The organism is Streptomyces sp. NPDC007917, assembly GCF_042959105.1.
Taxonomy (GTDB): Bacteria; Actinomycetota; Actinomycetes; order Streptomycetales; family Streptomycetaceae; genus Streptomyces.
Genome location: NZ_JBIBKK010000017.1, coordinates 50,253 through 63,214, shown reverse-complemented (window position 1 = coordinate 63,214; position 12,962 = coordinate 50,253). Strand labels below are relative to the sequence as shown.

Genomic DNA, 12,962 nt, shown 5'->3' with positions numbered 1-12,962 from the left:
GATGCTGCTGACGATCGATGTGGGAAACACCCACACCGTGCTGGGCCTGTTCGACGGCGACGAGATCGTCGAACACTGGCGGATCTCCACGGACGCCCGCCGCACCGCCGACGAGCTGGCCGTCATCCTGCAGGGGCTGATGGGCATGCACCCGCTGCTCGGCGAGGAGCTGGGCGACGGCATCGAGGGCATCTCGATCTGCTCCACCGTCCCCTCCGTCCTGCACGAGCTGCGCGAGGTGACCCGCCGCTACTACGGGGACGTGCCCTCCGTCCTGGTCGAGCCGGGCGTGAAGACCGGGGTGCCGATCCTGATGGACAACCCGAAGGAGGTCGGCGCCGACCGGATCATCAACGCCCTGGCGGCCGTCGAGCTGTACGAGGGCCCCTGCGTGGTCGTCGACTTCGGCACGGCGACGACCTTCGACGCGGTCAGCGCGCGCGGCGAGTACGTGGGCGGGGTGATCGCGCCGGGCATCGAGATCTCGGTCGAGGCGCTCGGTGTGCGCGGCGCGCAGCTGCGCAAGATCGAGCTGGCCCGGCCGCGCAGCGTCATCGGCAAGAACACCGTCGAGGCGATGCAGGCGGGCATCCTGTACGGGTTCGCCGGCCAGGTCGACGGCGTGGTCCGGCGGATGGCGCGCGAACTGGCCGACGACCCCGAGGAAGTGACGGTCATCGCCACCGGGGGCCTGGCCCCCATGGTGCTGGGCGAGTCCTCGGTCATCGACGAGCACGAGCCGTGGCTGACCCTGATCGGCCTGCGTCTGGTGTACGAGCGCAACGTCTCGCGGGGCTGACCCCGCCTCATCCCCCGTCACCCCCTTACCCTCTCCCGCCCCCTGCCTCCTGCCTCCTGCCTCCTGACCGGAACTTTCCGTTCACCGGAGGGCAACCATCCGGTCAGCTGAACTGTCTTGCGAGCGGACGTAGTCGGGTCACGCGAGATGGGCATGGGACGCATGTGGCATAAGGGGAAAACGATTCACGTGGCGGCCGCCGGGGCGGTGCTCGCGCTCGGGACGGCCGTCGGCGTGCCCGCCGCATACGCGGAGGACGAGCCGACCCAGCCCTGGGCCGAGATCACCGCTCCCGGGCAGATCGCCCTGCCGTCGGCCGCCGACGGCCAAGGCGCCGTCGCCCCGCACGTGAGTTATTCGTTCGCCGACGGCGGGGCCGAATTCCCCCTCCCCAAGAACGCCAAGCTGGTCATCGACGCGAGCGGCCTCGAGGGCGTCGCGGCGATCAAGGCGAAGAACGAGCAGTGCACCGCCTCCGGCGCCGTCGTCACCTGCCTCGACAACGGCAACCTCCACGGCCCCTGGGAGCCGTTCACCCTCACCGCCGACTCCGACGCCAAGCCCGGCGCCTCCGGCACCATCACCTACGAGGTGACGGCCGACGGCGCCACCGGGGACAAGGGCTCCTCCAAGGTCGTCGTCGGCTCGCCCCGGCTGGTCGTGGGCAAGCTGCCCGACCGCGACGGCCTCAAGACCGGCGCCACGGTGGACCTGCCCCTGGCGGTGCGCAACACCGGGGACCTGCCGGCCGAGCGCGTCGACATCCAGCTGACCAGCGTGCCCGGCGTCGAATTCACCTCGAAGCCGAAGAACTGCCGCTTCAGCTCCGAATGGGACGAGTCCGCGCGCGTCTACTGCTCCATCGACACCGCCATCGAACCGGGCCAGTCCGCGAAGCTCAGCACCCCGCTGACCGTCAAGGTCACCAAGGCCGCCCTGGCCCCCTGGATCGACTACGAGGTCCAGGCCGTCCCGGCGGGCAGCGCCGAGAACCCCAACGGCACCCCCGGCACCGGGTCCCCGCTCGCCTTCACCACCACCTCCGGCGGCGACTTCGAGACCGGTGGCAAGAGCAGCGTCTCCCTCCGCACGGACAACCACGCCGACTTCCGTGCCGTCGGCGGCGCCATCGACCCCGAGGACGACAACGGCACCACGGGCGGGCTGAGGTTCGGGCTGACCAACGACGGCCCGGCCGCCGCGTACCGCAAGGACGGCCGGCCCATCCTGTACGCCGACATCACCCTGCCCGAGGGCGTCACCGGGCTCACCAACCGCATCGACGAAGAGCCGGACCAGGACACCACCGGCGAGTGCCTGACGTATGTGAGCGCGACCGAGACCAAGAAGTTCGAGCCGGGCCACCGCCGCTATCTGTGCCCCGAGGCCTCGACCGAGCTTCCCGGCGAGGGCCAGACGTACGGCCTCGGCGTGAAGATCGCCAAGGATGCCGACAAGAACGCCACCGGCACCGTCAAGCTGGTCCCCGGCCCGGCGGGCTTCAGCACCCATGACCCGAACTCGGGCAACGACACCGCGAAGATCACCTTCAAGGGCGCATCCGGCGGCGCCGGCGGTTCCGACGGGCCCTCCACCGGCGACGACGACAACACGTCCGGCTCGACCAGCGGTTCCGGGTCCGGCTCGGCCTCCGGCTCCCAGGACGGCGGCGCGTCCGGCTCCGGCGGCTCCGGCGACGGCGCCACGGGCGGCGACTCCTCCGACGGCGGCTCCACCGGCGGGACGATGGCGCTGACCGGCGCGGGCGGCATCAGCCTGATGGCCGGCGGCGCCGCGGCCGCGCTCGCGCTGGGCGGCGCGGCCGTCGTCGTCACCCGCCGCCGCCGAGCGGCCCGCGCCTGACGCCCCCTCTCCTCCTCGCGCCTCTTCGCCTCGATGCCCCCGGCCGTGGGTCCGCTCCCCAACCGAGCGGCCCCACCCGGGGGCATCGCCGCGCCCCCCACCTTCCGCGTCCCGGCCGGCGCCTGCTCGCGGCCGACGCCGCCTGCCCGCGCGTGCCCCCGGCGCCCGCAGCGCCTTCCGGCGCGCCGTAGGCACTCGCCGGCGTTCGCCCGCGCCGCTGTGCGCCTTTCGCGCGCTCGTCATACCCTCCGCGCTCCGCCGCGGCATCCCGCGCCTCCGCGCCTTCCACACCCTCCGCGCGTTCCATCCCTTTCCGTAACGCACCGGACCTTTCCGCAACGCGCCGCACCGCCCCGCGCTCAGCGAATTTTGTCCGCTTAGCACTTAAAGTCGGCCCATGCCCACGCCATATGGATCCCGCGGCGGAATGGCGTTCAGTGCGGATGAGCTGCGTGTGCTCCGACGCGCCCTCGCCATCGCCCTCCAGCCCCATCCCGTCACCCTCTCCCCCGGCCACGGGGGCCCGGACCGGACGGAGGAGGTCCAGGACTGCCTCCGCCTCGCCGAGGCCGTGGACGAAGCGGTCCGCGAGGGCGGGCGGCTGAGAGCTTTCCTGCTCGATGAGCTCGCCCGCTACCGCGCCGCCCTCCCCGGTGCCGCCGTCGGCTATCTCGACCAGCTCGAAGGAGTCCTCGCGGCCGGCTACGAGCCGCTTCCGGAGGACCTGGCCGCGCTGCGCCAGCTGTGCCGGTCCGCCGCCGGGACCGGCGAGGCCGAGCGGCGTCGCGCCCTGCTGCGCCACTGTGAGCGGCTTGCCGAGCGGGGCGTACGGGCCCGGCTCGCGGAGCGCGCGGCTGGGGTCCTGCGGTCTGGTGACGGCCGGTCTCCGGCGGTCCGGTTGAGGGTGCTGCCCGGCGGGGCCCTCGCGGGCGCTGCCCGGGTGGTGCCAAGGGGTGGTGAGCCCGGCCCCGGACAGGGTGAGGCCAAGAAGGGCGATCCGGCGCAGGGCGAGCCGAAGCAATCCGACCAGAAGCAAGCCGATCCCAAGCAAACCGGTCCCAAGCCAATGAGCCCGAAGCAAACCGATCCCAAGCCAACGGGCCCCAAGCAAACCGATCCCCAGCGCGGGGAGCCGAAACAAGCCGAGCCCAAGAAGGGTGAGCCCGAGCAGAGCGAGCCCAAGAAAGCCGAACCCAAGAAAGCCGAGCCCAAGCGCGCGGAGCCGGGGCGTGGCGAGCCGGGCCGCCGGGCGCCGCGCCCGGGCCGGCCGGTGCCCACCCCGGCGGAGGTCTTCCCGCCCAAGCGCCGGCGCCCGGCCCGGCCGCCGGAGAGCGACTCCCGGCTCGGGCGGGTCCCGGCCTGAGCCGGGGCCGGCGCACCCCGTAATCTGGAGGCCTCGAGTCAGCTCGAGTCAGAAGGAGCGACAGCCATGGATTACATCTCCGCGCTGGTCCCGCCCGTGGTGATGGCCGTGGCCTTCACCGCGCTGATTGTGACGATCGTGAAGAGCCAGGGCGGTGCCAACAAGGCCAAGGAGGACGCCGCGGTGGACGCGGCGCTCGCCCGCGCCGAGGCTGAGCGGCAGGCGCGGTCCAGCGCTTCCTGACCCGCCCGGAGCGGGGCCGTGTGTCTGGGGCCGTACGTCCCGGGATGAACGTCGTCTCGGGATGTGCGCCCCTTTTTCGCGCGCATGAACCCGACATTCGAGACATCTCCCACTATTATTCACGTGTGCCTCGGCCATTGGGAGATCTCGAAGACGCGGTCATGACGCGGGTGTGGAAGTGGAACCGCCCGGTCACGGTCCGGGAAGTCCTGGAAGACCTTCAACAGGAACGCTCGATCGCCTACACGACGGTCATGACCGTAATGGACAACCTCCATCAGAAGGGCTGGCTGCGCCGTGAGGTGGAAGGGCGCGCCTATCGATATGCCGCGGTCTCCACCCGCGCCGCCTACTCGGCCGCACTGATGAACGAGGCATGGTCCGCGAGTGACAACCCGGCCGCCGCGCTCGTCGCGTTCTTCGGGATGATGTCCGAAGAGCAGCGAGATGCGCTGCGAGATGCGATGCGCGTCGTACAACTCGAAGAGCCCGGTGAGAGCCCCGGTGAGTCGCGCCGATGACAGCGGCGATAGCGTCCGGGCATGTCCTTGGCTCAATCTAAAGCAGTCACCGTCCGCCGTGCCCGGACCTCTGATGTACGGGCCGTACGTCGCCTCATCGACCTCTACGTGGCCGATCGCATCCTCCTCGACAAAGCGACGGTGACGCTTTACGAGGACATCCAGGAGTTCTGGGTGGCGGAGCGGGACGCCGACGCGGAGGTCATTGGCTGCGGGGCACTGCATGTCATGTGGGAAGACCTCGCGGAGGTTCGCACTCTCGCGGTGGATCCCGCCGTGAAGGGCAGTGGTGTAGGCCACCTGGTGCTCGACAAGCTGTTGCAAACGGCGCGCTGGCTCGGCGTACGGCGCATTTTCTGCCTCACCTTCGAAGTCGACTTCTTCACCAAGCACGGCTTCGTGGAGATCGGCGAGACGCCGGTCGACGGTGATGTCTACAGCGAGCTGCTGCGTTCCTATGACGAGGGCGTCGCGGAGTTCCTTGGTCTCGAACGGGTGAAGCCGAACACCCTTGGCAACAGCCGGATGCTTCTGCAACTGTGATCGCGGGCCCCTATGTCCGAATCGCTCCCTATCACATAGCTCCGGAACAGAGGGTTCCCCCGTGGTCCATCGATCGAACCTTCCCGGGGGGTTTGTGTTTTTCCGGGAAAAGCGGTTTCCTATTCTCCCGTAGTGTAATTACCTGGGGGGTGGGGACATCAGCGCCTAACGCTGCGGCCCGAGCTCCCCGGTTTCTCGGAAAGGAACCCCATGGCACAGAAGGTTCAGGTCCTTCTTGTCGACGACCTCGACGGCGGCGAGGCGGACGAGACTGTGACGTTCGCACTGGACGGCAAGAGCTACGAGATCGACCTCACCACGGACAACGCGGACAAGCTCCGTGAGGCCCTGGAGCCCTACACCAAGGGCGGCCGTCGCACCGGTGGCCGGGCGGCCGCCACCCGCGGCAAGGCGGCGGCGCGCGCGACGGCCGGCGGCAGCCAGGACACCGCGAAGATCCGCGCCTGGGCCAAGGAGAACGGCTACGAGGTCAATGACCGCGGGCGTGTTCCGGCGACTGTGCGTGAGGCGTACGAGAAGGCCAACGCCTGAGCGCGTCACCTTCTCCGGCTTCTCCGGCTCGCCGGGCTCCCCGTTGTCCCGGCAAGAGCCGAGCGCGCAACAACCGGGCACGGTGGCACTCCGTGGCCGCCGCACCCACGAGTCGTACCAGATCGGGGGCGCCCCCATCGCCCCCGAACGCTGCCAGCGGCAGCGTCGGCTCCACCTCGCCCCCCGGCTCGGGAGGTCGCAGCCATACGGCGGCCTCCTGTGGGCTCGGCACTCCGAGTGCCGCCCGAAAAGGCCGGGAGGGGGGAATTGGCGCAGTGATCCGGCCGCCCGCACCGATCGCGGTCAGATCGAGGGGGATGTCGCCCCATTCCAGCCAGTCGAGCAGCCCCGGCAGCTCGTCGGCGCTGCCCGCGGCCACCAATAGCCGCATTCGGGGGCCCTCCACCGCGACCGGACCGGTTCGCGGTACGCGCCGCAGCAAGGCGAAACCGGCGTCGGCCGGCAGCTCCAGCACGTCGAAGCGCACCCCCGTGAGCAGTTCGACGGGATCGCTGCCGGTCGTCGGCCATTCCAGCTCGCTCGCGTACCACTGAGCCCATTGAGCCCATTGAGTCCATGCGCTCGGGGCGGCGGGCGCGGACAAGTGGTCCGCGGCTGGGGTCTCTGGAGCCGGGATCGCCGGAGCCAGGACCTCCGGGGTCGTGAGGGCCATGCCCGGAGCAACTGCGTCCCTCTTCGAAAGTTACGTGAAGGCCGGGAGTCGTCACCCACCGTCACGAACCCGCCTCGGTCACGCCATGTCGCTGCCCGTGCGCGCTCCGTGCCCGACAGGGGGCTGGCAGGGGTGGTGAACGGGCGCAAGGTTGTTCGCCCGTAGCGGAGGGAACTGGCCCGCGCCGCATGGAGTGTCAGCCCATGCGGGTAAGAGATGCCTAGTGGGAGGGGCGGTCCACGGGCCGGGAGGCGGTCGCGTTCGCCACGGGCGTAGTGGCGGCGAGCGTAGATGCCTGGCCTGCGGGAACATCGTCTCGCACCATCGGGTTGGAGCTGTTGTCGGCTGTTCGGGGAAAGGGGGCCAGCGGGCTGCCTTCCTCGCGAGAGCGGGGGGTGATCCGGACGGGTGTCGGCAGTTGGAATGAGCGGTCCCCGCTTGCGGGACTAAGCTGCGGAAGGACAGAGAGGGGAGCGCCCCCTTACTGCCTGACCGCTCTGAGGAGCGATTAACGATGTTCGAGAGGTTCACCGACCGCGCGCGGCGGGTTGTCGTCCTGGCTCAGGAAGAAGCCCGGATGCTCAACCACAACTACATCGGCACCGAGCACATCCTCCTGGGCCTGATCCACGAGGGTGAGGGTGTCGCCGCTAAGGCCCTGGAGAGCCTCGGGATTTCGCTCGAGGCGGTCCGCCAGCAGGTGGAGGAGATCATCGGCCAGGGCCAGCAGGCCCCGTCCGGGCACATCCCCTTCACCCCCCGTGCCAAGAAGGTCCTGGAGCTGTCGCTCCGCGAGGCCCTTCAGCTCGGCCACAACTACATCGGCACGGAGCACATCCTGCTCGGCCTGATCCGCGAGGGCGAGGGCGTCGCAGCCCAGGTCCTGGTGAAGCTGGGCGCCGATCTGAACCGGGTCCGGCAGCAGGTCATCCAGCTGCTCTCCGGCTACCAGGGCAAGGAAGCCGCCACGGCCGGCGGCCCGGCGGAGGGCACTCCCTCCACCTCGCTCGTCCTGGACCAGTTCGGCCGCAACCTCACGCAGGCCGCCCGCGAATCCAAGCTCGACCCGGTCATCGGGCGCGAGAAGGAGATCGAGCGGGTCATGCAGGTGCTCTCGCGCCGCACCAAGAACAACCCGGTCCTCATCGGCGAGCCCGGCGTCGGCAAGACGGCGGTCGTCGAGGGCCTGGCCCAGGCCATCGTCAAGGGCGAGGTGCCCGAGACCCTCAAGGACAAGCACCTCTACACCCTCGACCTGGGCGCCCTGGTCGCCGGCTCCCGCTACCGCGGTGACTTCGAGGAGCGCCTGAAGAAGGTGCTCAAGGAGATCCGCACCCGCGGCGACATCATCCTGTTCATCGACGAGCTCCACACCCTGGTGGGTGCGGGCGCCGCCGAGGGCGCGATCGACGCCGCGAGCATCCTCAAGCCCATGCTGGCCCGCGGCGAGCTGCAGACCATCGGCGCGACCACGCTCGACGAGTACCGCAAGTACCTGGAGAAGGACGCGGCCCTGGAGCGCCGCTTCCAGCCCATCCAGGTCGCCGAGCCGTCGCTGCCGCACACCATCGAGATCCTCAAGGGCCTGCGGGACCGCTACGAGGCGCACCACCGCGTCTCCATCACGGACTCCGCCCTGGTCGCGGCCGCCACCCTGGCCGACCGCTACATCTCGGACCGCTTCCTGCCGGACAAGGCCATCGACCTGATCGACGAGGCCGGTTCCCGGATGCGTATCCGCCGCATGACCGCACCGCCGGACCTGCGCGAATTCGACGAGAAGATCGCCGATGTGCGCCGGGAGAAGGAGTCCGCGATCGACTCGCAGGACTTCGAGATGGCCGCGGGCCTGCGCGACAAGGAGAAGCAGCTCCTGGCCGCCAAGGCGAAGCGCGAGAAGGAGTGGAAGGCCGGCGACATGGACGTCGTCGCCGAGGTGGACGAGGAGCTGATCGCCGAGGTCCTGGCCACGGCCACGGGCATCCCGGTCTTCAAGCTCACCGAGGAGGAGTCCTCCCGCCTGCTGCGCATGGAGGACGAGCTGCACAAGCGCGTCATCGGCCAGAAGGACGCCATCAAGGCGCTCTCGCAGGCCATCCGGCGCACGCGTGCGGGTCTGAAGGACCCGAAGCGCCCCGGCGGATCGTTCATCTTCGCGGGCCCGTCCGGTGTCGGTAAGACCGAGCTCAGCAAGACCCTCGCCGAGTTCCTGTTCGGCGACGAGGACGCGATGATCTCGCTCGACATGTCGGAGTTCAGCGAGAAGCACACCGTCTCGCGGCTCTTCGGCTCCCCGCCCGGATACGTGGGCTACGAGGAGGGCGGCCAGCTCACCGAGAAGGTGCGCCGCAAGCCGTTCTCCGTGGTCCTCTTCGACGAGGTCGAGAAGGCCCACCCGGACATCTTCAACTCGCTGCTGCAGATCCTGGAGGACGGTCGTCTGACCGACTCCCAGGGCCGGGTCGTGGACTTCAAGAACACGGTCATCATCATGACCACCAACCTCGGCACCCGGGACATCTCCAAGGGCTTCAACCTGGGCTTCGCCGCCCAGGGCGATGTGAAGACCGGCTACGAGCGGATGAAGGCGAAGGTCAACGAGGAGCTGAAGCAGCACTTCCGGCCCGAGTTCCTCAACCGCGTCGACGACACGGTCGTCTTCCACCAGCTCAGCGAGGAAGACATCATCCAGATCGTCGACCTCATGATCGCCAAGGTGGACGAGCGGCTCAAGGACCGCGACATGGGCATCGAGCTCAGCGGCGACGCCAAGAAGCTGCTGGCCAAGCGGGGCTACGACCCCGTGCTGGGCGCCCGGCCGCTGCGCCGGACCATCCAGCGCGAGATCGAGGACGTGCTGTCGGAGAAGATCCTCTTCGGCGAGCTGCGCCCCGGTCACATCGTGGTCGTGGACACCGAGGGTGAGGGTGAGGAGAAGAAGTTCACCTTCCGCGGCGAGGAGAAGTCGGCGCTGCCGGACACCCCGCCGATCGAGTCCGCGGCAGGCGGCGCGGGCCCGAACCTCAGCAAGGAGGCGTGACCTCCCGCCCGGGAGTCGCGTCAAGCGCCCAGAGGCTGCCCCGGACCGTTCACACGGTCCGGGGCAGCCTCGTCTTCTCAACCCTTCGCTCCAGGAGGCCGAGGAAGGCCCTGACGGCCCTTCTGGAGCCCTGGCGCCTCGGGAACGGTCCCCTTGGGCGGAACGGTCCCCTTGGGCGGCCCTCGGGGCGAGCAGCCCTCAGGGCCCCGTCACGATGACCTGTACGCCCTCGGGGACGCCCGTCACCCCGGCGTTGCGGGAGCTCACCCGCAGGGTGTGCAGCCGGGGGAAGGCGGCCAGCCACTCCAGGTCCAGCCGCGTCCCCAGGTCATAGGCGAGCCACAGCTCGGTCAGCCGGTCGGCGACCAGGCCCTCGACCAGCCGGCGCGGGGTGAAGGCCCCGGCTATCTGTACGCAGGGGCGCCCGCCGAGGCGGCGCAGGGCGTGCAGCTCTTCCAGGTTCGAGACGGGAAAGTCGAGTTCCCGCTCATCGAGATGGGCGATGATTTCATCCGCGTAGCGATCGGTTTCATAACGCCGCCAGGCCCCGGCGAGCACGGAGCGTACGGCCCAGGAAGTGCGGTCCCGCAGCCGGACGAGATAGTCGATGGCCCGGTCGTCGGCAATCGAGGTCGCGGTGACGGCCAGCCGGTGCGCTTCCTCATCCGTGACAACTGTCGGATCGGGCAGCATTTCCAGCACGATCGGGCCGATCCAGCCGAGCGCCCGGGCCCCTTCCAAGGTGGTCGGACGGACCAGATCGCGGGTATAGCGGTGCACCCGGGCGCGTACTTCCGGATCAAGCTCGGTCGCGTGTTCCAGGCAGGCCGCCGCAAGCAGTTTCCGATGGCGCGCCTGTACCGGGCGCGCGCCTTTCCGGGCGGCGAGCAGGCCCTCCAGGATGTACGCGCATTCATCGGGCCGAGCCAGCGCCACCGACATTCTGATCACCTCTTCCCAGTCGTCCTGGTGGGCGTGTTCGATCAGGAAGTCGAAATCATGCCGTTCGACGACCGCTCTCGCGCTCAGATAGTCCTGGAAGGTCCGGTGCACGAAATCGACCGCGCCCGGCGCGGGCTCGCGCAATAGTCCGGTGCGGTTGAGCAGATGGCGGTAGATCTCCTCGGGGCCGCCCTGCCGCGCCGCGTGCGGAATCGCCGGAAGGTGCCGGGCGAGGGTCGTCACGGCGGTCGCCCGCTCCATTTCCGCCCTGCCGTTGACGAGCATCCAGCGCGCGAGCTTCTGCAGCAGCTGGATCTTCGGTTCCTGGGTGAGATCGATTCCGTCCGGCGGCGGCATGGAGCGCTCGCGGTCCCGGCGTTCCAGGAGCATGGAAAGGGCCGCGTCGTAGAGCGCTTTGCGGCCGCGCGGAAGATAGCCGCGGCGGTCCCGGTGCAGTGCGCAGATCAACCCGCACATCAGCGGATTCGTGGCCAGCCGCCCCAGCTCCCGGTTAATACGGACCGCGTCCAGCAGCGTTTCCTCGTACGCGTCAAGCCGGTCCAGGTCGGCCGCCGCGTCCACCCGCGCCGCGGCATGCCAGCGCTGGATGAATGCGGCCACGCCCTCCCGGCTGAGCGGCGCGAGTCTCAGCTCGGTGAATCCCTCCGAGGCCAGCCAGTTCTCCCGTACGGCGGACGGGCGCGAGGTGACCAGCCAGACATTTCCCGGATAGCGGGCGAGCGACCTGCGCAGCGCGAGCCGCAGCCGCTCACGGTCGTCCTCGGGCACCTCGTCCACCCCGTCGACGAGCAGCAGCCCGCGCCCGCCCGACAGCACCCGCTCGGCCCACCCGGCCGGCTGCCCGGCCGCCCGCGGATGGCGTACGGAGGCCAGGAAGTCCCGCGGCGCGGGAAAGCCGTGCCGGCCGAAGCGGCGCACCTGCAGCACGAACGGCACCCGGCCGCGCAGCCCCTCCAGCTCGGGTGGCAGCTCCCCGCGCGCCACGGACACCGCGAGCCACTGCACCAGCGTCGTCTTGCCGGAGCCCGCCACGCCCCGCAGCAGCACCCGCTCCCGCCCGGCCAGCGCCTGATCGGCGGGGGCGGAGGGGCCCGCGTCGGTCTCCGCCTCCAGGCTCAGATACGCGCTCTCCAGCGGCCAGCTGTCGGGGGAGTGCGCCAGGTCGATGCCGTAGATGGTGAGGTGGTTGTGGCCGGTGACGATGTCGTGCGCGTACCGCTCCTCGAAGGCGGCGTCGGCGGTGGATGCGGCGGCGGCGTCGGCGTCTGCGGTGGGTGCGGCGTCCGCGTGGGATGTGGCGTCCTCGGCCAGGGCCCGGGCGACGAAGGCGGACCGCCGGGTGAGGAACCGCAGTATGTGCAGGCACGCCAGCTCCAGCAGCGCGCCGTGCAACCGGGCGGCGCCCGCCGACAGATCGCGGCCTGCGTCCGGCGCGGCCACCGCCAGATGCCCGGCGAACCGCTCGGGCCCCAGCCGGACCGCCTGGACGTCGTTCAGATCCACCGTCCCCAGGGCGTGCAGCGTGCGCGCGAGCGCGTCGACCACGGCCCGCTCCTCGTCGGCGGCAGCGGCCGGCCTCGCCCCGCCCGGCACCACCGCCCCCAGCGTCTCGCGCACCAGCCGGGCCGCCAGCCCGGTCAGATCCCGCTCGGTCAGCGTCCGCACGTCCCCCTGGAACGACACCAGCCCGCTGATCCTCACCGGCCGGTCCACCGGCCCTGCCCCCGGCCCCTCCCGTACGAACAGCTGTTCCACGATCGGGGCGACGGCGTCCGGGACGGCGCTGCCTGAGGCGAGGCGGGCGGCTATGGCTGCGGGATCCATGTCTTCCCCCGACCGCTGGTTCCAGCGGCTCAATCGGCACGTCGTAGATCCCGGAACGTACCCCGCCACCGCACGCCGAACCTCAGGCGGCGGGCGGTCCGGGAGCACGCGGCCGGTCAACAGCGTTCAAAAGACGGGCCGTTGCGCGATCGGCTCCCTCAGGCCCGCTCGTCGCGCGGCCGGGTGTCCCGGTACCAACGCCCCCAGGCGTCGAGCAGATCCGTGATGCGCTCCAGGCTGCGGCCCGTCTCTGTGAGCGCGTACTCGACCTTCGGCGGCACCTCCGGATAGACCGTCCGCACGATCAGCCCGTCCGATTCCAGTTCGCGCAGCTGGCGGGTCAGCATGCGCTGGGTGACGCCGGGCAGGGCGCGCCGGAGTTCCCCGAACCGATGGGTGCCGGTGAGGAGTTTCTTGACGATGGCCAGCTTCCACCGGCCGCCGAGGATCTCCATCGCGATCTCCACCGCGCAGTGATCTTGGGTGTCGTCCACACTGCCGCGCATCCAGCAAAGGTATCCAGAGTGGTACTAGGGAACAAAAAAGACCGTACTTGTGGGCGCGGAGCCACCCGATGA

The 12,962-nt window shown here is 70.2% G+C and carries 11 protein-coding genes; 8 read left to right on the top strand and 3 right to left on the bottom strand.

The genetic code is table 11. The features are described 5' to 3' along the window. Position 1: 1 nt before the first annotated feature. The 7 genes from ACFZDL_RS30010 (at position 2) to ACFZDL_RS29980 (ending at position 5,884) form a co-directional block, all read left to right on the top strand. Positions 2-799 carry a type III pantothenate kinase gene (locus ACFZDL_RS30010; protein WP_353597184.1) on the top strand — a complete coding sequence of 266 codons (798 nt, stop codon included), beginning with the start codon at positions 2-4 and terminating at the stop codon, positions 797-799. 189 nt (positions 800-988) lie between these two features. After that, complete coding sequence (locus ACFZDL_RS30005) at positions 989-2,662, top strand: hypothetical protein (RefSeq protein ID WP_353597183.1); 1,674 nt, start codon at positions 989-991, stop codon at positions 2,660-2,662. Positions 2,663-3,059: 397 nt separating this feature from the next. Beyond that, positions 3,060-4,025, top strand: coding sequence for a hypothetical protein (locus ACFZDL_RS30000; protein ID WP_353597182.1), 966 nt, complete (start codon positions 3,060-3,062; stop codon positions 4,023-4,025). 66 nt (positions 4,026-4,091) lie between these two features. Then, positions 4,092-4,268: a hypothetical protein gene (locus tag ACFZDL_RS29995; RefSeq protein WP_353597181.1), complete on the top strand. Its 177-nt coding sequence runs from the start codon at positions 4,092-4,094 to the stop codon at positions 4,266-4,268. A 125-nt stretch (positions 4,269-4,393) separates the two neighbouring features. Further along, positions 4,394-4,789, top strand: coding sequence for a BlaI/MecI/CopY family transcriptional regulator (locus ACFZDL_RS29990; protein ID WP_089512871.1), 396 nt, complete (start codon positions 4,394-4,396; stop codon positions 4,787-4,789). A gap of 21 nt (positions 4,790-4,810) precedes the next feature. Continuing rightward, positions 4,811-5,332, top strand: coding sequence for an amino-acid N-acetyltransferase (locus ACFZDL_RS29985; RefSeq protein WP_353597179.1), 522 nt, complete (start codon positions 4,811-4,813; stop codon positions 5,330-5,332). 210 nt (positions 5,333-5,542) lie between these two features. Continuing rightward, on the top strand, positions 5,543-5,884 hold the full coding sequence (locus ACFZDL_RS29980) for an Lsr2 family protein (RefSeq protein ID WP_353597178.1): 342 nt from the start codon (positions 5,543-5,545) through the stop codon (positions 5,882-5,884). On the opposite strand, the gene ACFZDL_RS29975 is transcribed toward ACFZDL_RS29980, so the two are convergent. Beyond that, complete coding sequence (locus tag ACFZDL_RS29975) at positions 5,823-6,533, bottom strand: SCO3374 family protein (RefSeq protein WP_391193008.1); 711 nt, start codon at positions 6,531-6,533, stop codon at positions 5,823-5,825. The genes ACFZDL_RS29980 and ACFZDL_RS29975 overlap by 62 nt on opposite strands. A 538-nt stretch (positions 6,534-7,071) precedes the next feature. Here ACFZDL_RS29975 and ACFZDL_RS29970 point away from each other — a divergent pair. Next, the gene (locus ACFZDL_RS29970) at positions 7,072-9,597 is read left to right on the top strand and encodes an ATP-dependent Clp protease ATP-binding subunit (RefSeq protein WP_065961344.1); all 2,526 of its coding nucleotides are present in this window, start codon (positions 7,072-7,074) and stop codon (positions 9,595-9,597) included. Between the two features lie 198 nt (positions 9,598-9,795). On the opposite strand, the gene ACFZDL_RS29965 is transcribed toward ACFZDL_RS29970, so the two are convergent. Both ACFZDL_RS29965 and ACFZDL_RS29960 read right to left on the bottom strand, forming a co-directional pair. Further along, complete coding sequence (locus tag ACFZDL_RS29965; protein ID WP_353597176.1) at positions 9,796-12,384, bottom strand: NACHT domain-containing protein; 2,589 nt, start codon at positions 12,382-12,384, stop codon at positions 9,796-9,798. A 158-nt stretch (positions 12,385-12,542) separates the two neighbouring features. Further along, on the bottom strand, positions 12,543-12,890 hold the full coding sequence (locus ACFZDL_RS29960) for a helix-turn-helix domain-containing protein (protein WP_353597175.1): 348 nt from the start codon (positions 12,888-12,890) through the stop codon (positions 12,543-12,545). Positions 12,891-12,962: the final 72 nt, after the last annotated feature.